Below are 23,681 nucleotides of genomic sequence, written 5' to 3' on the forward strand. Positions count from 1 at the left end.
ATTTCACTTAGTTAATGGATCAGCTGTTATCCAATTTCTTGTCGATACTTTGAAGCGTCTTATGTATCTCCGTTAAAATAGGAGCTAATTCGTTCAGGGAAGAGCTCTTCTGATCAAAAGAAGGTGTAGTGTAATGTCCACGGTCTGTGATATTATCCCTTTGATCCATGACCATTTCTCTGAATTTACGTGCGTTGACGATTCCTGTCAATGACATATCAGAGGTTCCCTGTGCACTTTGACCCGCCGTTTCAACCATTAGTTTACTTAATCCCAGCCAGCGCAGAATAGGCCCTTCGTGAAAAGTTAGATCCTGAATTTTGTCAAGAGGAATAGACCGTTCGGTTTGGAACCAGATACCTTTTTTAAAATGAAGAGCTCTTGTTGTTAATTCACAGTAGAGATTATTGAAATATCTGTCGATATAAATTTTACCAAGAATGAGCCAGAATGGGAGAATAATTAGCCCTACAATGGTCACAGCCAAAACCAATGCTGTGCCGATGTAGACATATTTCTTAAGTATTGGATCAAATTCAGCTTTATGTATGGAAGTAGCTTTTGATGAGTTACCCGTATTAGACATGAGATAAAGTTAGATTTTTGATTGTGTCAACACTCAGGAATATACGGGAAACCTACTCATTAGTTACAGCTTGCGTAAGCTTCAAGTGTACAATACTATTCTTCTTTGGGTAGAAATTTTAGTGCAGCAGAATTCATACAGTATCTCAAGCCGGTGGGATCAGGGCCGTCTTCAAAAACATGACCGATGTGAGATTCACACCTGCTGCAAATAATTTCGGTTCGAGTCATAAACATGCTGTTGTCTTCACGTTCTTCAACAGCATCCTCTTCAATGGGAGCCCAGTAACTTGGCCAGCCAGTTCGGCTGTTGTACTTCGTTTCGGAACTGAAAAGAGGTTGCCCGCAGCCTTTACACACATAAACACCCTCATCATACAGGCTGTTATATTCGTTTACCCACGGCATTTCTGTACCCTTGTTGCGCAAAACTCTGTATTCACCTGAAGATAAGAGTTCTTTCCACTCTTCTTCTGTCCTTGTAACTTTTTCATTGTTTGTAGAATCAGACATGGCGATAGAATAGGTTAAATGTTCAAGATGACTGTGTGTACCATGAGATTCTTCTTGGTTTACATCACTCTGCCCGTTGCTTTGTGAACAGTTGACCAGAGTAAGTAACAGTAAGAGTTGTAAAATAGTTATTAATGTTTTCATGCAGTTTTCAACGCATAAAAACTCAAAATCATTCTGAAAAAAATTATTCAATACAATCTAAAACAGATTGGTAGATCTGGAATTGATTCTCAATTGGAGTTTCAGCTACATCAATAATCAAGGATATAGTTAATTCACATGCCGGAATAGGACTCCAACGACATTTCAGTCCGGATAAACCGATATTAGACGAGTTAGAAAATCCGTATCATCTTCAGACCTTTTTTTAACCCACTTTTCAGCAACTAAAACACCATCACCCATAAAAGAAGCTTGAGATACGTGTTCTAAGGTTTGAAATTTTGCCAATAGAACGTTGTGTCCTGCTTCATAAAGTTCAGAAACCGGGATGACACCGGCAGCTAAATTAAGGTTGAAGTTCTCTGTAGCGTGCTCACGACATCCTTTTGAGATTTGTTCAGCTTGTTTCCGATATTTATTGGGAAATACAGTTACTGCACCGTCGCCGCCAAACGGGAAAGGGAGGTCGATTTCTTTTTACAGAAATACAAATAGCTGCTATTATTGAAGCACCAATTAAGTTAGCATCCTTGTAGTGGCTTTTCTATCTGATTGGTTGAATTTCTGACGTTTGAAACAGCGAGACACCAATCATCCTGTAGTTGCGTGTAGAGTGTGGGATCGGCAAGTGTTTTAAAGTTGTCAGTACTTTTTAAGTCTTTATAATAATGAACACTCGTTAACGGTACTTAAATTATCTAGGGGTTGAAGAAAAAATTCACAAAAAGAATAATTGAGTCTATTCCGGGATTTTCCGTTGCCATATACCCGTTAGATAAATGATGAACTTTATAGCCAATCTGGAAAGAGTTTTCTCGTCCAGTACTGAAATGATATCCAGCGCCTGTACCAAGCAGGAAATTAAATCTGGCACCGTTCTTATTTGGAAAATGATTTTGGGTGACAAGGAAACCAACAGAACTGGTTAAAAAGGGGTAGTTGTTTCCGTTTCGCAGTGGCATTGTGGCTATCAGAGGTATCATCCCGAAACCGTATAGTGACTCTCTGTCTCCATTATTACCGTCAATCGGAAACTTTAACCAACCGGTTAGAATCAGATCAGAACTTAATTGAGTTCGAAAAGAGAAAAGATCAATCTCTGAATGGGTGTAACCAAGCTTAAAAAATAGATGTCTTGAATTGAGCATTTTGCCCCAGGCTCGAAATGAAAACGGGGCGTAGGAACCGGATACCGAAAAGGATGGCTGAAATACGGGATCAGATGTATCTGTTTGAGCTTTTGTGGATTGAATGGACAGAATACTGATAAAAAATATGAGAAGAGTAACTCCGACCAGAGTTTTCTTTATGTACATATGAAAACTTACAATTATAAATTTTGGCTTTTATGTACATAAGCGGCAACAAACCAAATAAACGCCCATCCTGCGGACACTATATAGTATGCACCGAAAATCAAAATTGCAGTATTTAAAAAATACAGCAGATGGTAGATCCAGACAGGGGCTTCAGCGACCTTTTTTTTAGTGATAGCTCTGAAGTTCTGACTAAACAGTGTAAAAGACCTTGCTAAAACCATCAGACCTGTATAGATATAAACAACATACTCCAATACAGGGGATGAGTCGAAGAAAACAACAAGTGCAATGACTAATGTTGCCAGAATATCGACTACAATTTGTTTAAGCCACTGCATTTATAGAGGAAAGAATAGAATGAAAAAGGCACCTTTAAAGGTGCCTTTTAGGAATTACGCAAGTTCAATTACTTCTTTAGCCTGAAGACCTTTATCTCCTTCAGCAATAGTAAATTCAACTTTTTGACCTTCAGCTAGTTTTTTAAAACCGTCTGTCTGAATTTCTGAATAGTGTACAAATACGTCTTCACCACCTTCTCTCGTGATAAACCCGTAACCTTTGCCATTATGAAACCATTTAACAGTTCCAACTTCACGATTTTCCATAATAGAATCCCAACTTAGTTCCCATTGTAAATTTAATTCAGTTCATAACCTGGGGAGGAGATGAACTTGTTTCGTGTGCTAAAATAGTTTGTTAGAACCTATTTAGCAATTAACTTTATAAAAACTGTTAATCAAGAACATTCAGAGATTCTATTAGAACATACTGAGCGTTGTCTAATTTGGCCTTTTTACCTTGTTTTGAGGATGTCCAGAGAACATCTGCCCGATCATGGACATCAACAATATATCCCCGAACAGAAATAATATGACCTGATTTAATCGATTTTAGTTGATCCGCTACTGAATCGTTTGCGGGAATAGCATGCATGTAGAGAAGCTTGTTTCGAATTTCACTAAAAGTCATCGGCGGCCGGATTACATCAATTTTAAAATCTCTCCGGCTAATTGGAGTTTTTACTTGGTCTAAAACCCGCTCATCAGAAAGGTCTCCCCATCCCAAAACAAAATCGACCGGAGCTAATTCAGATTTTTCATCAAACCAATATCTTTTGTTTGAAATAACCCTGGCAGTTGTATTCAACCTGAATTTTGGTTGTAGTGTGTAATGTTTTCTATTGTGCTCAGCGAGTTGAAAACCTCTTTCCACAACAGGTGCATCCGGAGCCGTAACGCCAACTCCATGTTTTATAGGTCTTTGGTCCCACAGATAGTAGGATCCCGCAAGGACGAGAATAAGGAATAGGTGCTTTAACATGGTCGTTTAATTAAATTTCGTCTTACTGTACTCAAGAGGTATGTACAATGTCTTTGTTACAAAAAAGATAATCGATCCGGAAAAAATTACCATGATTATTAAAATATACTATAATAAATCAAGCAGTTAGAGCTAGATCGACTATAGAAAAAGTATTCAATTTGGTAAATCTAATAATGCAACAACGAAATTTGTTATACAGAGGGTAAAAAATATAGTTCCTTTAGGATTTTCCAGACTTTTAATAATTTTACATTATTGGAAATTTACCTGAATTCCGACTTTGAAATTTCTGTCGGCTCCGGGTTCAAAGAATCGTCCGCCAAATCCATTAATAGCAACAGATGAGTTGTATCGGGTATTCAAGATATTTTGAACAGCCAGAAACGGCCGAACGGATACATTCTGAAAAAGCTGATTTACACTTGCTGACCAACGGAAGTTAAGGAGCGCGTAAGAGTCGTTTTCAGCACTATTTTGATTATTAGTGTAGTAGCTTCCTACCCACTCACTGTCGATACTTAAACTGTGTTGCCCCGGAGTATATGTGAGAACTGAACCAAACCTGATGGGAGCCACACCGGGTAAGTCGTTACCTTCTAAATCCCCGGAATCAAATTTTGCACTTAAAAGCGTGAACATCCCGTTAAATTGCAGGTTCTGATGGATACGAAAACCCAATGTAGATTCGACTCCATAATGACGAGTGTTCCCTTCGTTTCTGAAATAAGTAGGCCCATCCTGTTCTGTTTGGAAAGGGAACAACAGATCTTCCACCTGCATTGCGAACAGGGTTAATTCATAGTCTACTCGATCTGCGTTACCTTGAATTCCTGTTTCAAGCCCAATCGTTCTTTCGGGATCTACATTTTGATTAAATCCGTTTCCTCCTTCGGGCCTGTTAACAAGTTCCGTAGTGGTTGGCGATTCGAAGCTGGTGCTGAAATTGACGAACCATCTTGCATTATCAAAACGGTAGGAGAGACCGGCACTGGGATTTAAGGAAAAGAATGTTCTGGAACCTTCTTGTTCTACTCCGATTTCATCATCTGTTTCAAAATTTAACCAATCAGCTCTCAAACCCGTACTGGCCGTCAATCTGTTTGATAGTGGAATAGACACTTGACTAAAAATCGCACCATTGGAGACGGTCTCTGTTTGCTGAACATCAATATTGTCTCCTCTATTTCCATTTATGTTATCAGTTTCCAGCCTGTCATCCTGCTGAAATTTTATTTCGGCTCCAATGTTGAGATCAAACGGGAGAGTTGTAAATTGATATGTTGTACGTGTACCTCCCGCAACGCGATCTACTCCGATGTATCCAAAAGGAAGTGGATTGTCTACATCTCTGTAAACGGTATGAGCTGTAATGTCCCATATCCCTTTTGTTTGCTCCTGGATGAATGAAGCCGAAACCATTCCCTGGTCAAATGTCTTACCCGCATAACTGTTTACAAAACTTGGCGTTGCTGCAGTTGGATTATCAGCAGCATCTTCACGGGTTAATGAGCCAGGGTGTTGAGCTTTTGGCATGGAAGTAAATGCCGTTCTTACAATCATTCTGCTTCTTATCCCCACTTGTCGCTCATAGTTCAATCCGGCACGAAATAGTCTTGCAGCACTATGATCACGAAAACCATCGGTTTCAAAGTACGTTCCGTAACCATATACACGGGCATTGCCGACTGTGGTATTCAGCCGCAACTCTTGTTTGATGGTATTATATGAACCACCGTAACCTCTATACTGAACTGTCGGGGCGTCCACTCGAGGTTTTGTAGAAAGATGAAGAACACCCCCGCTGGAGTTCCCCCAAAAAGTGGCTGAGGGGCCTCTTAGCAGTTCAATTCTGTTCACCATAGCCGGATCAATCATACTCATGATGGTTTGACCATCGGCCACGGTTAACGGAATGTCATCCAAGATTACCTGTATTCCACGCACTCCAAATTGAGAGCGCCAGCCAAGCCCGCGAATCGTTAACCTTTCACCTAAAGCATAATTTTCACGGTTGCTGATAAACAGTCCGGGCAGTTCAAAAGTGAGTTCGTCCATTGTAGCTGCCGGTCTTGATGCAATTTCGTGTGGATTTCTAAGCTTATAGCTTACAGAAAGTGGGGCACGACCAATCGAAATATTTGAATAGGTTGACTCTACGATGATTTCATCCAAATCAACCTGCAGAGAATCCGGAACCTGTTGTGCATTTAAGGAAGTATTTAAACCAAATAAATATGGAATGGGTAACAAAAAAGATAGAATTACGTAGCGATATATGGTTTTCATGTGAACTTTTAAATATGTAAGCTTAAACAATTGACAGCGAATAACGTATCAATAAAATAAGTATGTATCTTTTCAGATCGTTCAAAAAACAATTTTTTTTACATTTTGAGTGGTTGGCACTTGCAACAGGTCTCATCTTGCTGGCTTTGATGGATCCCCTGAGTCAAGCTCAGACACTTTGCCCAATTGAAAGACTCGGATTTTCGTACTGCCCGGGAGAAGGGCTGGGAAGGTCTGTTTCTCATGCCTTTAGTGGAGACTTAAAGGCCTCTTTTTATTCTCATCCGGCAGGTATTGCTGCCATTCTAATTATTACAGGACGCATAATTTCCATTTTCCACCGGAACTTAAATATCAATAAAGAAAAAATAGACTCATGAAAGTATTTGAACACATGCCTGAATTGGAAGGCGATGAAATGCAGTATATAAACAGGCTGCTTAATGATATACCTGAGGACAAAATTGAGACCTTCGTAAGGGTCTATGAGGCACGTCGTAAGGATCCAATGTTACTGCTTGTACTTGCTTTGATCGGATTCTTTGGAGTTGCTGGAATTCATCGATTTTTTATCGGCCACATCGGAATGGGAATATTATACTTTCTAACAGCAGGACTCTGCTTTATAGGTACCATTGTAGATATGATTAACTATAAAAACTTTGCATTTGAGTACAATCGAAAAATTGCACTGGAAGTAAAAGGAGAACTGGGTTTATGATGCCATCAAGAGAAAAATCACAAGAGCTACTGGAAGAATTTATTGAAAACGATAATTTACGCCATCATTCAAACATGGTGGCTATTGCAATGGAAGGGTATGCAGAACATTTGAACAAACCGGAAGATGAGGTTGACAAATGGTGGACAGCCGGGCTCTTGCATGACTTGGATTGGGAGAAATATCCCGAAGAACACCCAAATAAAGCAGTGAAGGAGATTTTACCTGAAGCCGGTTATCCTGATGATGTGATTTCTGCAATAAAAGCTCATGCACCGGAAAGAACCGGAAAAGAACCTGAAACAGAAATAGAGCGCTATCTATTTGCGTGTGATGAACTATCAGGATTCATGAACGCGGTTTCTTTAATGCGGCCAAACGGATTCTCTGACATGAAGATAAAATCTGTTCGCAAGAAACTAAAAGACAAGAAGTTTGCGGAAAATGTACCAAGAGAGGATATAAAAAAGGGTGCAGAATTAATTGAAAAAGATCTGGCTGATCATATTCAATTTATGATCAATATTTTTAAAACATTGTTTTAGCTGAAACCACTGTGAGAACTTTCCGTAGAGAAGCTCAGGTATTAACAGTTAAGAGTGTAAAATGAAGATCAAAAACCTCATTTCATCCACAGATTGTCGATTGCTCCTTGTCTTTCTTATAGCAATGTCAACTATTTATGTAAACGGGCATGCCCAGACCGTAATGTCTGTGGCTCACCTAGACAAAGAGTCTTCTCTGCAAAGCGACCCTTATCGATCTGAGTTTTTCAGGGTAGACAGCAACCCCACAATTAATATCAATACAATTTCCGGTGATATCGAAGTTGTTCAAAATCCGGGAATTGAAGGAGTTCAAGTCGATCTATTTGTTAAGAGAGAGTTTTCTCTGTGGTCGGGCACCCGAAATCTGGATAATTTTAGAATTATTATTCAAAAACAGGGGAACTCAGTTATCGCTTCAGTAGAGGATCGGCGCTCGGGCAGCAGGCAATACTCTTCAGGGGATGTGAAATTTACATTCATCGTTCAAGTACCTTCGAGGGCCTCACTGAATCTTAGAACGATTAGTGGGGAAATTAATGCTGATGGAGTTGAGGGGCAGCACTACATCCAAAATCATGCGGGAAACTTAGAAATAAAAAATTTGACGGGTGAGGTGCGTGTGATTTCAACGGCCGGAGATATTAGGCTGGAAAATCTGAGTGGAAATATTTTTGCCAAAACCGTGAGCGGAGATGTTATGACAGATCAAAACAGAGGTGAGGTCAGGCTTCGTACAACAACCGGAAATATAACAACTACAGCCCTGTCCGGTACATTGGTTGCTGCTACTACAAGTGGAAATATTCACTCCGAATTTAATGAGGTTTCTGTTGGCGTGTATCTGGAAACCAGCACCGGAAATATTGATCTGCAACTACCGAAATTAGCCGGATATGAAATTGATGCAAGAGGCCTCAGTTTCAATTTTGATGAGTTGACAGGCGAGAAAATCACAAAAGATGTCGGTTTTCGCAATGCAACTGTTCAAATTCGAGAAGGCGGAATACCGGTCAATCTGAAAACCGTTGCCGGTTCCATTCGGGTTCGTGAAACTCAAGAGTAGTAGGGTGGAGAGGATAAAAATAAAATATTTGATCATTGGTTTGCTGTGGTTCAGTTTTACTGTTCAAACTGCAGCAGGTCAGGAGACATTTTTTCAGTTTGATGATCTAGATGTTGAAGAACTCTCCTTAGACAGCATGACAGGCGGCGATAGGTTAATCTACATCAGCGATCGATGGAAGTTTATGTCAGGAGACAATCCGGAGTGGTCAAAGCCAGATTTTGAAGACAGTGACTGGAACGTGATCAGCACAAATTTAACAGTCGCTGACCTCTCTTTTGTTGATTGGGAAGGGATTGGCTGGTTTCGAAAAAAGTTAAAGGTAAGTCGGGAATTAGCCGGCAAGCCACTTGCTCTTGTTATTGACAGACATCTTGGGGCTTCAGAAATTTATCTGAATGGAGAAAAGGTTTATGAACTTGGCCGGTTTTCCACAAATCCGAACCGTGTTGAGCCTCATAGCGGTAATGAAATGCCTGTTATTGTTTTCCCTGACACCACTGTTCAAACGCTCGCGGTACGCTTTATTAACCCTAACGAAGTTGAATCGACCCAAATCTTTGGAAATAGCGGTTTTCGTTTCCTGCTTGCAGATTGGAAATCGCATCAGGAGGAGGTTTTATCTTTTATTAGCCGCTGGACAGGGATCAGTATGTTTTATGCGGGTGTTCTCCTCACTTTTGCGGTCATTCATCTGCTGCTTTTTATTTTCTACCCCAGAGAAAAACGCAATCTCTACTTTTCACTGTTTGCAGGCTGTTTATTGCTTATAACTTATCTCATCTACAGGCTTGAGCTTGCAAGCTATACCATTGCAACGATATCTTTGTTAAAATTCGCCCTTTTCTTTGAAATTATTGTTTTGGTATTTGCAGTAAGGCTGATGTACAGCATAAACGAAAAACAGAAAACCATCTATGCTAATCTTGTTCTCATAGTCGGATTAATTTCAGCAATATTTATCTACTTCTATTCAACCGACCTGATCTGGCTAAGGGAGCTTATCATTCTAATATTTGTAGCCGAACTTTTGCGAACTCTTTATCTGATGTACAGATCAAGGAAAGAAGGAGCATGGATTATCGGGGCCGGAATGCTCTTTTTCGTGCTTGGCTTAATCACAAGTATATTGATCAACTTTCAATTTCTGAACGGTGATGTGAGGATTATAAACATGGCCGGCTCCGGATTATTGATTTTATCCATGTCCATATTCCTGTCGAGAGACTTTGCAGTCACTCGAAGAAACTTGCAACAAAAGCTGACGGAAGTTCAGGATCTTTCTGAACGTGCGTTAGAACAAGAACGAATTGGCAAAGAGCGAGAAATTGAAACAAGATTGCTGGAGGCAGAAAACAGGCGGAAAACTGCTGAATTGGAAGAGGCTCGTGCACTTCAGCTATCCATGCTTCCTAAAAAAATGCCGTCTATAAATGATTATGATTTAGCTGTTTACATGGATACTGCAACCGAAGTAGGGGGAGATTATTACGATTATAGTACAGAACAGGACGGTACTATTGTATTGGCTTTAGGAGACGCAACGGGGCATGGCTTAAAAGCAGGAATAATGGTGGCCGCTGCTAAAAGTTATTTTCACACTCTGGTGCACGAGGTAGATTTGTGTACAATGTTAAAGAGAATCTCCTCCGGATTGAGAAACCTGAATATGCACTTGATGTACATGGGGTTTATTCTTGCGAAATGTCAGGGCAGTAAAGTAGAGATTACGATAGCCGGTATGCCACCGGCACTTTACTATTCAAAAAAGAGTAATAGTGTAGAGCAAATACTTTTGAAGGGATTACCTTTGGGAGGAAATGTCAACTATCCCTACCAGACAAAGGAGTTGCAAATGGAACAGGGAGACGTACTGATGTTAATGAGTGATGGATTGATGGAGCTTTTTAATCAGGACAGAGATATTTTAGGTGTAGAAAAAATTGAGCAGGTGCTCCTTAACTCAGTTGAATATAGTGCGGCAGATATTATTCAACAAATAAATCATTTGGCTGAAACCTGGTCGGGCGGAAAGGATCCTGAGGATGACATTACACTCATGGTTTTAAAAATTCCTGAAAACTGAAACTTCAGCATATTTTAAACGTAATCGAAGATATGGGACGATCAATTTTCATAATAATAGCTCTTTCACTTTTAACGCCTGTAATTGGCTTTGGCCAGCAAACAGGGGAGGATCCTTTTAAGCGAGATCCAATTTTCAGCAAATCACTTGAAGAACTGTTTGGCTCGGATCAGGCTAAAATGGAAGGAGAATCAGATACTTCCGGAGCCGAGGAGGCACAGCGTGCGGTGCGAAGACTGTCTTACTCCGGGCTGGATTTAGGCGGTGATATTGAAGCGGGACCATATTACAGCAACGAACTGTATAGTCAATATCCAAATTTACCAATGATTCATTTCAACCGGGTAAACGGACTTTTTCTCGGCATCAGAAAAGAGAGAATGCAGTGGTACAGGTCATCCAGTTTTTTAAATATTGAGCAGATCCGTCCGCATGGATTTATTGGTTATGGAACGGCTTCAAAAGAGTGGGAGTACGCACTTGGCGTTGAAAAGCTGATTGGTATAAATAAAAGATTAATGGTTGGCGGTGAATTTCATCATGCTACTTCTACAGAAGACTATCATAGAACAGGTCTGATTGAAAATTCACTGACCTCATTTTTTGCTTCCTATGATTTTCTGGACTATCACGAGATGGAAGGATTTGGGCTCTACACCGTATATCGTACACAAAGGTGGTATGAAGCGGCTTTCTCTTATAATCGTGACACATTTCGATCTCTGGAAAGAAATACGACCTACTCACTGTTTGGGAAAGCAAGCCCTTACCGTTTGAATCCACCGGTTGACCGTTTTTCTGATGAAATAGATCTTGACCGCTACAGTTTCTCTTTTTCATTCAATCCAAAAAATGTATTGCTGGCTGATCGGTTTACATTTGCAGCATCTGTGGGTGCCGAATTGGCTGACAACTCTTCAAGTGATGAAAATTATCGCTACAACAAGTATTGGTCTCAACTAAAATTCTTTTACAATTTTGAACCGGGTTCTGTACTAAGATGGAGAATTAAAGCCGGAGGTATATCCGGGGATGCACCGGATTTCAAACAGTTTTATCTTGGAGGTATCGGAACTCTCAGAGGATCACCATATAAATATTTCCGGGGAGATAACATGCTGCTTAGTAATCTGGAAATTCAGTTTGGAAGATCTTCAAACCGGCCCGGGGTCTGGATGAGAGATTACAACATGCATATCCTGTTATTTTTAGATTCCGGCTGGACGAAGGATCCCGAATTCGTAAGCGACCCGGAATTATTGAATGGTCCGGATGAAAATGCAACTTCAGGCTTCTCATCCTTCAAATTCTCAGATTTACACCATGATGCCGGATTTGGTCTTGGAACTGGCGCTTTCAGGTTTGAGATAGCATGGCCACTGAAAGAATTCGACACCGAGCCTGCACTTTGGATACGGTTCAACCCAACATTTTAAATACTCTGCCGTCCTAAAATAAAAAGAGCCCCAGGTCGACCAAAACCTGAGGCTGTTCTTTAGGGCATTTGATTCCTTTCAGAACCAAATATCACTTTAAATATACGAAGATCTATTGAAAATGTTGCCACCCAATGGCATACTCAATACAGATTGCCTGTTAAATTGTGTTAATTGAGTATATATTCTCTTTTCTGATGCTTTGTTTTACTGAAACAGAGATTCATTTAAATAAATCTTATATTTATCTCGTTTTAAGCTATGATGGTCACAACGATTACAGTAAATGAATCCTTTCAATAAAAAAGAGCTTATCGCGCTGTTCATACTCCTGACAGCAGTTACCGTAATTCTAGGAGGTTGGCGCAACTACCGCCTTCATAATCCGTCAGCTATCCAATCAGATATACCTATAGAGATATATTTGCACGATCAAACCGGGCTTGATTCGTTATCTGAAAAAATGGACAGTCTTGGAGTAAATGTGGATAGCAACGAACTGCGATGGGCAGGAAGAGTTTTGGGTTGGAAAAACTTCAGGCCAGGTTTATATATTGTTGATGGTTCACACTCTTATGATGAGTTTTTATCAAACATGGCCAGGGGTATACAAAGCCCTGCTTCCGTTATCATTCTATCAGGAAGTGACCCGGAACGGATTGCTCTTACTCTTGGCAATCAACTGGAAGCGGATCCTGAAGAGTTCTCCAAAATCTTTTCAGACAGCTCTGATATGGCACAGGAGCTAAATCTTACTGGGGAGGAGTTGTTTTCCAGAATGTTACCCAATACCTATCAAATATATTGGACTTCATCTCCAGAAAGTGCTGTACAAAGGGTTTACAACGAATTTAACAGAATGATTGCAGATCGCTACAGAGACGAAATTTCGGAGAGTCCCTACTCACTTAGCGAGATTATTACACTTGCATCAATAGTTGAAATGGAAGCGAAAGATGCTGAAGAAAAATCCAGAATTGCCGGGCTCTATTTAAATCGATTAAATAGAAACATGCTGCTTCAGGCTGATCCTACCGTAATATATGCATTGGGTGAACGCCGGAGGCTGCTATTTGAAGATTACAGGCTTGATCACCCATATAACACATACATTCATACAGGCTTGCCACCGGGTCCAATCACAAATCCGGATGAGGCCTCAATCAGGGCTGTTCTGAATCCTGATAATCACGACTATATATTTATGGTCGCTGCGCCTGACGGTTCGCACCGTTTTTCGCGAACATTTGAAGAGCACATACAAGCGAGTGCCGAGTGGAGAAGATGGATCCGGGAGCAGTACAGACTGCGCGATCAAAGAGAACGACTAGAATCGGAAAATCAAGAGTAGCTTATTTCATAAAACTTAATCTTCCGGGTTCGGCTCATCCTCAAGCCTTGCCTGAGCCGGGGTAGTCAATGGTTTTACGTATACTTTCTGGTTTATTCTACGACCATCAAAGTGAATTTGAAGTGCCAGACCGTTGTAAATTTCCTTGTTTCTCAGAACACGCCCTAGATATGAAGGATTTCCGGCAGTTTCTAAACTCTGAAACAGAAATGTAGCTGTATCGTAGCCCATCCGAGCAAAACGATCCGGTGAGGTACTGAACCGGGTTGAGAAATCCTCCTCAAAATAAGCCACAGTAGTAGAGTCGGCTGCAGTCCCGCTTGCCTGAGTATGAAAAATTTCGAATGTTCTGCGTTGATAGGCAGACAGATCCACGTTTTGCCACTCTTCTGATCCTAATATAACCTGTCGGCTTCTCATTGCCTCCAGATCGTTCATCAGCAGACTTGCCATGGTGGTTGATGCCTGACCCGTAAAAGGAGCGTAGATAGCCTGTGTGGGGGTATACCCGAGGGAATCAATCAATGCTTCATCAGGTGTAAATACTTCTGTGTATTCACTCAAATCGTAGCCTTTGGATGCAAAATCATCTTCAATATAATAGGAGACAAATGCTCCAAGCCGTTCAGCCTCTTTGCGAAAAGCAAGGGCCGATTCACGACCCAGCGAATTTACTTCTGTGATAACGGCTAGTGTGTCTAGTCCCAGTTCCTGAACAGCGTATTGGGCCATATTTTTCCCGTGAACTTCGAAAGTTGGATTGAACTGGAATGTATAGTTATAATCAAGATTCAGCTCGTCGGAGTTGGCCAGAGGCGCAAGCATTGGAACTTGGTACTCCTCAGCCAGTTCAGCCATTCGTTGAGCTGTATCTGAAAATAGAGGCCCAATCACGGCGTCGGCATGGTGACCCCAGGCAAGCTCTGTAATAACCATTGCGGTTGTATCAGGGCTTTCTGCAGAGTTTTTAAAAATAAGCTGCACTTTCTTGTCCGGATTCCGGCTGTTGAACTCCTCAGCTGCAAGCATAAACCCATAATACAGGTTTCTGGGTATGGTAAAATCGGGATCTTCCTCGTCAAACGTTGGTAATACAACTCCTATATGGTAAACGGTACCTTCCGGAGCTGTTGGATAACTGAATGTTGTGCTTTGGCTGACTTGATTGAGGTCAAGTGTTTCTAAAATTTGGTCGTGCAGTGATGTGTCCGGTTCAAGCCGTAAAAGCTCGTTTACTACAGAGCGAAAGAGTGGCTCATCCATTTGTCTTTTGGATTGCCGGGCAATGTCCATTCGAAGTGAACGGCTATCGGCATTTTGTAAAACTTCAAATTGTTCACTGGTATCCAGATATCGAATAATCTGATTATAAAGCCGTCTTGCATCGATTTGAATACCGGATCTGTTATTGCTTTCTATAAGATTACTAAGTGTATTAAGACTCGATGAATAATCTTTAGTTCTGAAATAGAGAACTGCCTTTGTGTATTCAGCCTCTTGTTGAATACTTGTTCTCTCACTGTTTTGCAGCTGATTCAGGTAGTTTCGGGTTAGGGGATAGTTGCCAAGAGCCAGATAGCTTTTACCAATAAACAGTAAGGCCTCATCAGAGTTTACATCCCGTAATATATCAATTGCCTCTTCATACTGTTCATTTTCATAGAGCTGAACTCCATCCTGAAATGATTGAGCAGATGCATATTCAGTTAAAAAAAGAAGAGTGATGAGTAAAACTAAATATTTTTTCATATCGGTTGATAGTCGTACAAATTAAAGTCACTGAAATAAAGAGATTTGATATAAAAATGTTCCTCTCTATTCCCACTCAATGGTTGCCGGCGGTTTAGAACTAATATCATAAACCACTCGATTTACACCGGGCACTTCATTGATAATCCTGTTACTGACCATTGCAAGAAATTTGTAAGGAAGATGTACCCAGTCGGCAGTCATGCCGTCCAGACTTGTAACAGCACGTAGTGCCACCGTAAATTCATATGTTCTTTCATCCCCCATTACCCCAACAGACTGTACGGGCAGGAGTACCGCAAGTGCTTGCCAAACGTCATCGTACAGATTGTGATCTCTGAGTGACTGAATGAAAATGTCGTCGGCGTCGCGTAAAAGTCTTAGTTTGTCTCTGCTTATTTTACCCAGTACGCGAATTCCCATTCCCGGACCTGGAAAGGGGTGACGACCGAGTAAGTTCTCAGGAATTTCCAGCTCACGCCCAACGTTGCGAACTTCATCCTTAAAAAGTTCTCTGACCGGTTCGATAAGTTCAAGATTCATCTTTTCGGGTAATCCGCCAACATTGTGATGAGACTTAATGGTTGCAGAAGGGCCTTTGAAAGAGACACTTTCAATAACATCAGGATAGAGGGTGCCCTGAGCTAAATATTTGTACTCAGATTCATCTTCGATGGCTTTATCGAATACCTCAATAAACGTATTTCCTATAATTTTTCTTTTTTCCTCAGGATCGGATACTCCTTCCAGCTTATCCAGGAAAAGTTCTGATGCATCAATTCCTTTAACAGGAAGATGCAGGTTATCTTTATACGTTTGCAGAACCGTTTCGAATTCATTTTTTCGCAAAAGACCGTTATCCACAAAAATACAGAGCAGCTGATCTCCGATAGCTTTATGCAAAAGTGTTGCAACTACGGTAGAATCAACCCCGCCTGAGAGGCCGCATATCACTTTGTCATTCCCAACTTTTTCTCTTATTGCTTCAATTTCAGTTTCAATAAAAGAAGCGGCCGTCCAGTCTCCGGAGCACCCTGCAATGTTGATGACAAAGTTCTCCAGCATTTTAGCACCGTCTTCCGTGTGGACTACCTCAGGATGAAACTGAACGCCAAAAATCGGTTTATCACTGTGTTTTACGGCAGCAACCGGTGCATTTTTTGTGTGCGCAATAACTTCGTAGGGGGAGGGAAGTTTTTTAATGTGATCCCCGTGACTCATCCATACAATTGAACCGTCATCAATTCCTTTAAAAATATTGGAGTGATCATTGATTAAAAGTTCTGCACGTCCAAATTCGCGTTTGTGAGCTTTTTCTACACTACCGGGCTTAATAATGTGAGCCAGGGACTGAAGTCCATAACAAATTCCCAAAACTGGAACATCAAATTTGAAGTACTCCAGATTCAAAACCGGAGCATCCTCATCATACACGCTTTTTGGTCCACCGGAAAGGATTAAACCTTTAGGCGGATGATTCTCAAATTCTGATTTTGGAGAGTTATAGGGATGTATTTCGCAATAAACATTGAGTTCTCTGAGCCTTCTGGCAATGAGCTGTGTGTATTGTGAGCCAAAGTCTAAGATGAGAATCCACTCATCGTGATGAGTATGCATTATATAGAGTTGTTGAAAATTATTTAATCAATCAATTGTTCGTAATCTTTAGGAGACAGAAGGCTGTCGAGTTCAGACGCGTCAGAGAGTTTCATTTTAACCATCCAGCCATTTCCGTACGGATCGTTGTTAACCAACTCGGGATCATCTTCAAGGTCTTCGTTGATCTCGGTTACTTCGCCGGAAACAGGTGAGAAAAGTTCAGAAACAGTTTTTACAGCTTCTACCGTGCCTAAAACTTCGTCTTGATCGAATTCTGATCCTTCAGGTTCGAGTTCAACAAAGACAATATCTCCCAGTTCACCTTGAGCAAAATCAGTGATTCCAATTGCTACGGTACCATCACCGTTATCGCGAATCCATTCGTGCTCTTTCGTGTATTTTAGGTCATCAGGAATGTTCATAAAAGTAAATGATTATTTTTGTTCCGGTTTAAATTTGAAGTGCTGCTCTAAATACTGTGTATTAAAATCACCTTTTTGGAAATTTTCGTCGTCCATAAGCTGCAGATGATAGGGTATGGTTGTTTTTACACCTTCCACGATAAATTCCTGAAGTGCGCGTTTCATACGCATAATAGCTTCTTTTCTTGTAGGCGCACTAACAATCAATTTTGCAATCATTGAGTCGTAATGCGGTGGAATTCTGTAGCCTGCGTAAGCATGAGTATCAACTCGCACGCTATGTCCGCCCGGAATGTTGAAAGAGGTGATTTCACCGGCAGTGGGACGGAAATTAAACTCCGGATCTTCTGCGTTGATTCGGCATTCGATGGCGTGTCCGCGCATTTTCAGTGGAGACATGTCAATTTTTTCACCGGCAGCCACTCGAATTTGCTCCTCTACAATGTCGCACCATGTAATCTCTTCTGTAACCGGATGTTCAACCTGAATTCGGGTATTCATCTCCATGAAATAGAAGTTCAGATCTTTATCAACGATAAATTCTACCGTTCCCGCACCTTCGTAATCAATAGCTTTACCTGCGTTTACCGCGGCTTGTCCCATTTTTTCACGAACTTCCGGAGTCATGACCGGAGAAGGGGCTTCTTCAAGAATTTTCTGATGGCGACGCTGCAGTGAACATTCACGTTCACCTAAATGCTTCACATTACCATGCTGATCTCCCATGATCTGAATTTCGATATGGCGAGGATTCACAACAAATTTTTCGATGTAAACAGCGGGGTTATCAAAGGCAGATCCGGCTTCGTTCTGACAGGTCTTAAAGGCGTTTTCAAATTTGTCTTCACTTTCAACAACCCGCATTCCCCGGCCGCCACCTCCTGCACTGGCTTTAATAATTACAGGATAGCCAATTTCCTTTGCAATAATTTTTCCTTCGTTAATTGATGAAACAATTCCATCCGAACCCGGCACCACAGGGACATTATTTTTTATCATTGTGGCCTTGGCTGTAGCCTTGTCACCCATATTTTCGATCATATGGGGAGAAGGGCCAATAAATTTGATGTTGTGTTCTTCACAAATTCGGCTGAACTCAGCATTTTCAGCTAAAAATCCATAACCGGGATGAATAGCTTCCGCATTGGTAATCTCAGCAGCTGCAAGGATACTCGGAATTTTAAGGTAGCTGTCACGTCCCGGAGGTGGGCCTATACAAACCGCCTCATCCGCGAACTTTACATGCAAACTATTCTGGTCTGCAGTAGAGTATACCGCAACGGTTTTAATTCCCATTTCTTTGCAGGTACGAATGATACGAAGTGCAATTTCACCCCGATTCGCTATTAAAATCTTTTTAAACATACTGTTTAATTAAGCTTTTTTGATAATGAACAACGGCTGATTAAACTCTACAGGCTGTGCGTCTTCTACAAGTATTTTTTGAACAGTTCCTGAGAATTCTGCTTCGATTTCGTTCATGATTTTCATCGCTTCAACGATGCAGAGAGTATCGCCTTTCTGCACGGTATCACCAACTTTAACAAACGGGTCGGAATCCGGCGATGGGGATTCGTAAAATGTTCCAACAATCGGGGATTGAACGGTTTCACCTTCAGGCTGAGACTCTTTCTTTTCGGAAGATGAAGAATCTGTAGGAGCAGCTGCAGGCTGGGCTGCCTGAGCAGGTGCTTGTTGAGCCGAAGGCATCTGAAACTGCATTGGAGCAGATTGAGCCGGAGCATCAGACTGTTTTTTAACTTTCATTTTAAAGTCTCCTTCCTCGATAGAAACTTCATTAAGTTCTGTTTCTGAAATAAGGTCTAGCAGGTTTTTGACAAGTTTTAAGTCCATAATAACTGTTTATTTAGTTTTAGCTCTTTCTAGATATTCACCGGTTCGTGTATCTACGCGAATGACTTCACCTTCGTTAATGAATAGTGGAACCTGAACAACGGCACCACCGGATATTGTGGCAGGTTTGCTGCCACCCTGAGCCGTATCACCGCGTACTCCGGGGTCGGTTTGAACTACTTCAGCTTCAATCTGGTCGGGTGGTTCAGCAAAAAGAATCTGTTCATTGTCTACATCAATAGATAGCGTGCAAACCAGACCGTCGAAGATGAACTCCGAATTTTCTACTCGTTTACGTTCCAAAGGAACTTGTTCATAGGTTTCCTGGTGCATGAAGAAAAACATATCACCATCGGAATAGAGAAACTGATAAGGGTGTTTTTCTACACGGATAGATTCCACAGATTCTCCGGATCTAAACGTTTTCTCAATATTCTTATCGTTTTCAACGCCCTTTAACTTTGTGCGAACAAATGCACCGCCTTTTCCGGGTTTTACATGTTGAAAATCTACAATAGTGTAAATTTGATTGTCCAGCAGAATGTTCATTCCGGGACGGAAATCGGATGTGCTTACTTTTCCCATATGTTCATTTAGTTCTAATTGAGTTATCAAAAATACAGCAGGTTCTGTTCGATAACAACTTACTGCTACAAAGTAATTCGAATTTTTGCAGTCAAATTATCCAAAAATGGTCTGAGCCAAAATTATCACAATGATAATTGGGCATATAAACTTGATGAATACAGACCAAACCGTAGTAAACCAAGAATCACGAATATCTTTAAATCCATTCTTCATTTCATCCACGGCGCTTCTTGTTTTCCAGAAATACCCGATAAAAATACAGATTAAGAGTCCGCCAAGCGGCAGGCCTATTACACTGAATATATAGTCGATGTCTCCAATTAGCCCGGTATTAAAAGAAATAATGATTGAAAGGGCTAAAACTGTTAATCCAACATAGAGTGCCGCTTTTTTCCTTCTCACACCATGTTCGTCAATTATATAGGAGGTTGGTACTTCCAGGAGTGAGATCGTTGATGTAAGCGCTGCTAAACTGAGCAGAAAAAAGAATGATATTCCGATTGTCAAACCTAAAAAGCCACCCATTTGGGAAAACAGTTCCGGTAAAATCTGGAAGATAAGTGCAGGACCGGCAAGGAAGTTTCCGGTTTCATCGTAAATTTCAACTCCTTGTGCCTGAGCAAGGAAAATAGTTGGCATAATCAACAGGCCGGCCAGAAACGCGATTCCCACATCGGCAAGGGTTACAAAACTGGCAGCTTCTACAATGTTCTCTTTTTTGCTCAAATATGATCCATATGTGATAAGGGCACCCATACCTAAAGAGAGAGAGAAGAAGGCCTGCCCAAGGGCGGCAAGCACCAGCTCACCGGTAATCATAGAAAAGTCGGGCTTCAAGTAGACTTCAAGTCCCTCTGCAGCTCCGGGTTGGAAAACTACATAGAGAGTCATAATGACTAAGATGAATACCAAAAGCGGCATCATCAGTTTTGTAGCTCTTTCAATACCCTCACTTACTCCACCGCGAATAATCACGATAGTTAATCCCATAAATAACATGGCAAAGATGGCATTAATCCAGCCGTTTTCGGAATCAGCTAAAAGCTCGGCGGCTGAGTGCCAGCCTGCAAATGTAAATATCTCAACAAAAACGTGACTAAATGTCCACCCTGCGATAATGGTGTAAAAACTCAGGATCATCACACCGCACAAAACACCCCAGAAACCGACGAGGGGGAAGAATTTATTTGTACTCAGGGCTTTAAATGCGCCAACAGGATTTTTCTGAGTACTGCGTCCTATAGAAAGCTCTGCAATCATAACGGGAAGCCCAATCAGGGTAACGCATATAATATAGATGATGAGAAAAGCGGCACCGCCATTTGATGCGGCTTCGGTTGGGAATCGCCAGATATTCCCCAGTCCAACGGCCGATCCGGCTGCTGCGAGGATAAAACCAAATTTTGTGTTCCAGGTACCACGGTTCTCGGTAGGAGTTGTAGCCAAAGTGAGATAGATTTAGATTAATAGAGACGCACTAAAATATTCGCTGAAGATCAATGTCGCAACTTTCTTAACAACATTCCGCTTTGAGGTTCAATTTTTACTGTTCCACGAGCTATATCAATAGACTGAAGTGATACAATATCTTTATTTGCAATAACTTCCCAAGTGCCTTCAGGTAGTTTGCAGTTAGCTTCCTCATTGCCTGAGGCGTTAAGGAGCACATAATAATCATTTAAATCTCCGCTTTCATAACCGCTTATGTAAAAAGTGATAACCAGCGGATTTCCGTAATGTTCGAAGCTGATTTCGTGTGGTTCGCACATCCTTAAGGCAGGAGAATGCTTTCGCACCTGAATCAAGCCACGGTAATAATCGAAAAGGGATAAATTATACTGAATGTCATCAAAATTTATCCAGTTCGTTTCGTTGTCTTTTTGATAGCTATTGTGGTCCATTTTCCCAACGTCATCATCAGGGTACGGGGTTTTTGCAATAATCTTAGATCTTGCAAACTCTTGCCCCGTATGGATCATGGTAATACCCTGAGCTGTAAAAAGTGAAAGCGCGGCTAATTTGGCAACCTTTAACTCAGATGGATTGAGTTTAACGTGTTCTTCCCTGTTGTCAATCTTTTCATCTTGCAGTTCCGGCTTCAGGCTGATTCGAATAAAATCACCCAGTGTATATCCGTCATGACTCTCAAGGTAATTTACACTGTGGGCGGAGGTGTTATACAAACCACCTTCTCCATGATTTAATGTTCCTTTAAAAATATTTTCGAGTCGTTCCCGCCGGGTTTCATGCTGCCACTCCGAGAAGATAAAACCTTTGTCATGAATTGGGGCAGATCCTTTGATACTGTTCCGTATACGATCATTCCAGGAAGCCCAGTCGTGGTTTGAGAAGTCGTGAGGGGAGTAATAACCGCCCCAGGGTTCGGCAATAAGGACCGCCTTTGGATATTTTTCATGAACCTTATTTCGGATTACGTCCCACGACTTTCTGTCCAGTAGTGCGGCAAGATCAAATCGAAATCCGTCGATATGATACTCCTCAATCCAGTAGAGTATGGAGTCTACAATTAACTGGCGAGCTACAGGATTTTCAGAACGGAATTCATTACCTGTACCGCTTCTGTTTAGAAGCGCACCTTTTTCATCAGATCTTAAATATTCGTCGGGACAAAGATGTGTAAGTGGATTAACATCAAACAGGGATGTGTGGTTGAAAACAACATCCATGATAACCGTTATTTTTTCCTTGTGGAGATGCTTAACCATCTCTTTGAGCTCGGTTACAGCTGCGGTTGTTTTACCTGAAAATCGATTAGAATAATCAGATGCAAATGAGCTTTCCGGGGCAAAGAAAAAGGAAGTCATATATCCCCAGTAGTTGGAAGAATATGGATTCCAGCTGTTTTGAAAACCCTCAGGAGTAGTCTGCTCGAATGGAGGTTCGGTTGGTGGAAATTTGTGAAGCGGTAAAAATTCAACACAGTTAACTCCAAGCCGTTTCAGGTAATTGATTCCTCCGGTTTGATTCGGATCGATAAACTTTTGATAAAAACCTTTCCCTTTTGCCTTACTGCTTGTGTGAGCCGTTAAATCTTTAAGATGTGCTTCGTATATAATAAGATCTCTTGGATCATCAGGGAAACAGTGTGAATCTCCTTCCCAATCAAAATCGTCTTTAAAAATGTAACTGCGTGCGTCCTGACGATAGGTATTCCGAACTGTGACATGCTTACTGTACGGATCCGCAAAAAATTCGTTGATATAAGGGGAGTCCGGCTTTGATTCATCATCGACAAACTCTGCATCGTAAGCATACCATCTGCCGGATTGATCACCCTGAATTTCTACCTGCCAATAACCATCCGCATTCATCTGCATGGAGTGTGGAACGCCATTCTCAGCGTCGTATGCATCAAAAAGAATGCAGCTCACCGCTGAGGCATGGGGGCAGTAAATACAAAAATTGGTGGCGTTATCGGTAAACGTTACGCCCGGTTTAGATTCGAACCTGGTTCTTTTCATAAAATTACATTACCGGACTTCCGGGTTCTGAATCTGTTTCTACGAAGTAGAGTTTGCCCTCGGTGTCTTCACCCATCAGGATCATGCCGTTACTTTCAACGCCCATCATCTTTTTTGGGGCGAGATTTGCAACAACAACCACTGATCGGCCGATAATCTCATCAGCTTTAAAAAATTCTGCGATTCCGGAGAGTATCGTGCGCTTTTCAAAACCGAGATCAACGGTGATGTTGAGCAGCTTCTTCGATTTTTTGATCTTTTTGGCATCTGTTATTTTTCCGGCGCGGAAATCAAGCTTCACAAAATCATCAAACGTGGCCGTCTCTTTTAGCGGCTCATATTCCTTACTGCTTGTGCCGGCGGATTCCGCAGCACGACTTTCCAGAATGCCAATCTGTTCCTGTACGGCTTCATCTTCAATTTTCTCAAACAGAATTTCACCTTGTTCAACGATCTGACCGGCCGGAATGAGAACTGAAGTTACATCGTCCCACCGTAGTGTATTAGGAACACCCAGCTGATTTCTCAATTGAGACATTTTAGCAGGGAGTACAGGGTGGAACAAAATGGAGAGCGCAGCAGAAATCTGCA

General features: G+C 41.3%; 25 protein-coding genes and 1 pseudogene. 7 read left to right on the forward strand and 19 right to left on the reverse strand.

Annotation, left to right across the window (positions count from 1 at the left end):
• Window positions 1–19: 19 nt before the first annotated feature.
• The 10 genes and pseudogenes from ACESM0_RS00500 to ACESM0_RS00545 form a co-directional block, all read right to left on the reverse strand.
• Window positions 20–586: a PH domain-containing protein gene (locus ACESM0_RS00500; RefSeq protein ID WP_372902566.1), complete on the reverse strand. Its 567-nt coding sequence runs from the start codon at window positions 584–586 to the stop codon at window positions 20–22.
• Between the two features lie 95 nt (window positions 587–681).
• Entirely contained in the window at window positions 682–1,242 is a 561-nt protein-coding gene (gene msrB / locus ACESM0_RS00505; protein WP_372902568.1) for a peptide-methionine (R)-S-oxide reductase MsrB, read from the reverse strand.
• A gap of 43 nt (window positions 1,243–1,285) precedes the next feature.
• Complete coding sequence (locus ACESM0_RS00510; protein WP_372902609.1) at window positions 1,286–1,426, reverse strand: DUF3095 family protein; 141 nt, start codon at window positions 1,424–1,426, stop codon at window positions 1,286–1,288.
• Complete coding sequence (locus ACESM0_RS00515) at window positions 1,408–1,734, reverse strand: DUF3095 family protein (RefSeq protein WP_372902611.1); 327 nt, start codon at window positions 1,732–1,734, stop codon at window positions 1,408–1,410. The genes ACESM0_RS00510 and ACESM0_RS00515 overlap by 19 nt, the downstream gene beginning before the upstream one ends.
• A gap of 50 nt (window positions 1,735–1,784) precedes the next feature.
• A pseudogene (locus tag ACESM0_RS00520) lies at window positions 1,785–1,919 on the reverse strand (DUF3095 family protein); the annotation flags it as partial.
• 42 nt (window positions 1,920–1,961) lie between these two features.
• Window positions 1,962–2,579 carry an acyloxyacyl hydrolase gene (locus ACESM0_RS00525; RefSeq protein WP_372902570.1) on the reverse strand — a complete coding sequence of 206 codons (618 nt, stop codon included), beginning with the start codon at window positions 2,577–2,579 and terminating at the stop codon, window positions 1,962–1,964.
• A gap of 14 nt (window positions 2,580–2,593) precedes the next feature.
• Window positions 2,594–2,920, reverse strand: coding sequence for a hypothetical protein (locus ACESM0_RS00530; protein ID WP_372902572.1), 327 nt, complete (start codon window positions 2,918–2,920; stop codon window positions 2,594–2,596).
• 54 nt (window positions 2,921–2,974) lie between these two features.
• Entirely contained in the window at window positions 2,975–3,187 is a 213-nt protein-coding gene (locus ACESM0_RS00535) for a cold-shock protein (protein ID WP_322572228.1), read from the reverse strand.
• A gap of 127 nt (window positions 3,188–3,314) precedes the next feature.
• On the reverse strand, window positions 3,315–3,902 hold the full coding sequence (locus ACESM0_RS00540; RefSeq protein WP_372902574.1) for a hypothetical protein: 588 nt from the start codon (window positions 3,900–3,902) through the stop codon (window positions 3,315–3,317).
• A gap of 255 nt (window positions 3,903–4,157) precedes the next feature.
• A complete protein-coding gene (locus tag ACESM0_RS00545; protein WP_372902576.1) occupies window positions 4,158–6,191 on the reverse strand; it encodes a TonB-dependent receptor family protein in 2,034 nt (677 codons plus the stop codon).
• A gap of 149 nt (window positions 6,192–6,340) precedes the next feature.
• On the opposite strand from ACESM0_RS00545, the gene ACESM0_RS00550 reads away from it, so the two are divergent.
• The 7 genes from ACESM0_RS00550 to mltG all read left to right on the forward strand — a co-directional run bounded on the left by ACESM0_RS00550 (window position 6,341) and on the right by mltG (window position 13,396).
• A complete protein-coding gene (locus ACESM0_RS00550; RefSeq protein ID WP_372902613.1) occupies window positions 6,341–6,571 on the forward strand; it encodes a DUF2752 domain-containing protein in 231 nt (76 codons plus the stop codon).
• Complete coding sequence (locus tag ACESM0_RS00555; protein WP_372902578.1) at window positions 6,568–6,912, forward strand: TM2 domain-containing protein; 345 nt, start codon at window positions 6,568–6,570, stop codon at window positions 6,910–6,912. Before ACESM0_RS00550 ends, ACESM0_RS00555 begins: the two co-directional genes overlap by 4 nt.
• Window positions 6,909–7,457 (forward strand): HD domain-containing protein, encoded by a 549-nt coding sequence (locus ACESM0_RS00560; protein ID WP_372902580.1) that lies wholly within the window; start codon window positions 6,909–6,911, stop codon window positions 7,455–7,457. The genes ACESM0_RS00555 and ACESM0_RS00560 overlap by 4 nt, the downstream gene beginning before the upstream one ends.
• Window positions 7,458–7,581: 124 nt before the next feature.
• Window positions 7,582–8,523, forward strand: a complete 942-nt coding sequence (locus ACESM0_RS00565) for a DUF4097 family beta strand repeat-containing protein (protein WP_372902582.1) — start codon at window positions 7,582–7,584, stop codon at window positions 8,521–8,523.
• A 4-nt stretch (window positions 8,524–8,527) separates the two neighbouring features.
• Window positions 8,528–10,609 carry a PP2C family protein-serine/threonine phosphatase gene (locus ACESM0_RS00570; protein WP_372902584.1) on the forward strand — a complete coding sequence of 694 codons (2,082 nt, stop codon included), beginning with the start codon at window positions 8,528–8,530 and terminating at the stop codon, window positions 10,607–10,609.
• A gap of 32 nt (window positions 10,610–10,641) precedes the next feature.
• Entirely contained in the window at window positions 10,642–12,045 is a 1,404-nt protein-coding gene (locus ACESM0_RS00575; RefSeq protein ID WP_372902585.1) for a hypothetical protein, read from the forward strand.
• 286 nt (window positions 12,046–12,331) lie between these two features.
• On the forward strand, window positions 12,332–13,396 hold the full coding sequence (mltG, locus tag ACESM0_RS00580; protein WP_372902587.1) for an endolytic transglycosylase MltG: 1,065 nt from the start codon (window positions 12,332–12,334) through the stop codon (window positions 13,394–13,396).
• A gap of 15 nt (window positions 13,397–13,411) precedes the next feature.
• Here the strand turns inward: mltG and ACESM0_RS00585 are convergent, their stop codons facing one another.
• From ACESM0_RS00585 to metG, 9 genes are all read right to left on the reverse strand, one after another.
• On the reverse strand, window positions 13,412–15,145 hold the full coding sequence (locus ACESM0_RS00585; protein WP_372902589.1) for an ABC transporter substrate-binding protein: 1,734 nt from the start codon (window positions 15,143–15,145) through the stop codon (window positions 13,412–13,414).
• Window positions 15,146–15,211: 66 nt separating this feature from the next.
• Window positions 15,212–16,762 (reverse strand): glutamine-hydrolyzing GMP synthase, encoded by a 1,551-nt coding sequence (gene guaA / locus ACESM0_RS00590; protein ID WP_372902591.1) that lies wholly within the window; start codon window positions 16,760–16,762, stop codon window positions 15,212–15,214.
• A 23-nt stretch (window positions 16,763–16,785) separates the two neighbouring features.
• Window positions 16,786–17,166 (reverse strand): glycine cleavage system protein GcvH, encoded by a 381-nt coding sequence (gcvH, locus tag ACESM0_RS00595; RefSeq protein WP_372902593.1) that lies wholly within the window; start codon window positions 17,164–17,166, stop codon window positions 16,786–16,788.
• Between the two features lie 12 nt (window positions 17,167–17,178).
• A complete protein-coding gene (gene accC, locus ACESM0_RS00600; RefSeq protein ID WP_372902595.1) occupies window positions 17,179–18,531 on the reverse strand; it encodes an acetyl-CoA carboxylase biotin carboxylase subunit in 1,353 nt (450 codons plus the stop codon).
• A gap of 9 nt (window positions 18,532–18,540) precedes the next feature.
• Window positions 18,541–19,020 carry an acetyl-CoA carboxylase biotin carboxyl carrier protein gene (gene accB, locus ACESM0_RS00605; RefSeq protein WP_372902597.1) on the reverse strand — a complete coding sequence of 160 codons (480 nt, stop codon included), beginning with the start codon at window positions 19,018–19,020 and terminating at the stop codon, window positions 18,541–18,543.
• Window positions 19,021–19,029: 9 nt separating this feature from the next.
• The gene (gene efp, locus ACESM0_RS00610; RefSeq protein WP_372902599.1) at window positions 19,030–19,605 is read right to left on the reverse strand and encodes an elongation factor P; all 576 of its coding nucleotides are present in this window, start codon (window positions 19,603–19,605) and stop codon (window positions 19,030–19,032) included.
• A 96-nt stretch (window positions 19,606–19,701) separates the two neighbouring features.
• On the reverse strand, window positions 19,702–21,054 hold the full coding sequence (locus tag ACESM0_RS00615; RefSeq protein ID WP_372902601.1) for a sodium-dependent transporter: 1,353 nt from the start codon (window positions 21,052–21,054) through the stop codon (window positions 19,702–19,704).
• A gap of 50 nt (window positions 21,055–21,104) precedes the next feature.
• On the reverse strand, window positions 21,105–23,090 hold the full coding sequence (locus ACESM0_RS00620; RefSeq protein WP_372902603.1) for a pullulanase: 1,986 nt from the start codon (window positions 23,088–23,090) through the stop codon (window positions 21,105–21,107).
• 4 nt (window positions 23,091–23,094) lie between these two features.
• A partial coding sequence (gene metG, locus ACESM0_RS00625) for a methionine--tRNA ligase subunit beta (protein WP_372902605.1) occupies window positions 23,095–23,681 on the reverse strand: 587 nt, incomplete at its 5' end.

Source organism: Rhodohalobacter sp. (assembly GCF_041686455.1).
In the GTDB taxonomy this organism is placed as follows: domain Bacteria; phylum Bacteroidota; class Rhodothermia; order Balneolales; family Balneolaceae; genus Rhodohalobacter.

What these genes read in the sequence shown, in the direction of transcription:
- ACESM0_RS00500 (WP_372902566.1), bottom strand. Translation starts at nt 586, where the DNA reads ATGTCTAATACGGGTAACTCATCAAAAGCTACTTCCATACATAAAGCT.
- msrB (WP_372902568.1), bottom strand. Translation starts at nt 1,242, where the DNA reads ATGAAAACATTAATAACTATTTTACAACTCTTACTGTTACTTACTCTG.
- ACESM0_RS00525 (WP_372902570.1), bottom strand. Translation starts at nt 2,579, where the DNA reads ATGTACATAAAGAAAACTCTGGTCGGAGTTACTCTTCTCATATTTTTT.
- ACESM0_RS00530 (WP_372902572.1), bottom strand. Translation starts at nt 2,920, where the DNA reads ATGCAGTGGCTTAAACAAATTGTAGTCGATATTCTGGCAACATTAGTC.
- ACESM0_RS00535 (WP_322572228.1), bottom strand. Translation starts at nt 3,187, where the DNA reads ATGGAAAATCGTGAAGTTGGAACTGTTAAATGGTTTCATAATGGCAAA.
- ACESM0_RS00540 (WP_372902574.1), bottom strand. Translation starts at nt 3,902, where the DNA reads ATGTTAAAGCACCTATTCCTTATTCTCGTCCTTGCGGGATCCTACTAT.
- ACESM0_RS00545 (WP_372902576.1), bottom strand. Translation starts at nt 6,191, where the DNA reads ATGAAAACCATATATCGCTACGTAATTCTATCTTTTTTGTTACCCATT.
- ACESM0_RS00550 (WP_372902613.1), top strand. Translation starts at nt 6,341, where the DNA reads ATGGATCCCCTGAGTCAAGCTCAGACACTTTGCCCAATTGAAAGACTC.
- ACESM0_RS00555 (WP_372902578.1), top strand. Translation starts at nt 6,568, where the DNA reads ATGAAAGTATTTGAACACATGCCTGAATTGGAAGGCGATGAAATGCAG.
- ACESM0_RS00560 (WP_372902580.1), top strand. Translation starts at nt 6,909, where the DNA reads ATGATGCCATCAAGAGAAAAATCACAAGAGCTACTGGAAGAATTTATT.
- ACESM0_RS00565 (WP_372902582.1), top strand. Translation starts at nt 7,582, where the DNA reads ATGTCAACTATTTATGTAAACGGGCATGCCCAGACCGTAATGTCTGTG.
- ACESM0_RS00575 (WP_372902585.1), top strand. Translation starts at nt 10,642, where the DNA reads ATGGGACGATCAATTTTCATAATAATAGCTCTTTCACTTTTAACGCCT.
- mltG (WP_372902587.1), top strand. Translation starts at nt 12,332, where the DNA reads ATGAATCCTTTCAATAAAAAAGAGCTTATCGCGCTGTTCATACTCCTG.
- ACESM0_RS00585 (WP_372902589.1), bottom strand. Translation starts at nt 15,145, where the DNA reads ATGAAAAAATATTTAGTTTTACTCATCACTCTTCTTTTTTTAACTGAA.
- guaA (WP_372902591.1), bottom strand. Translation starts at nt 16,762, where the DNA reads ATGCATACTCATCACGATGAGTGGATTCTCATCTTAGACTTTGGCTCA.
- gcvH (WP_372902593.1), bottom strand. Translation starts at nt 17,166, where the DNA reads ATGAACATTCCTGATGACCTAAAATACACGAAAGAGCACGAATGGATT.
- accC (WP_372902595.1), bottom strand. Translation starts at nt 18,531, where the DNA reads ATGTTTAAAAAGATTTTAATAGCGAATCGGGGTGAAATTGCACTTCGT.
- accB (WP_372902597.1), bottom strand. Translation starts at nt 19,020, where the DNA reads ATGGACTTAAAACTTGTCAAAAACCTGCTAGACCTTATTTCAGAAACA.
- efp (WP_372902599.1), bottom strand. Translation starts at nt 19,605, where the DNA reads ATGGGAAAAGTAAGCACATCCGATTTCCGTCCCGGAATGAACATTCTG.
- ACESM0_RS00620 (WP_372902603.1), bottom strand. Translation starts at nt 23,090, where the DNA reads ATGAAAAGAACCAGGTTCGAATCTAAACCGGGCGTAACGTTTACCGAT.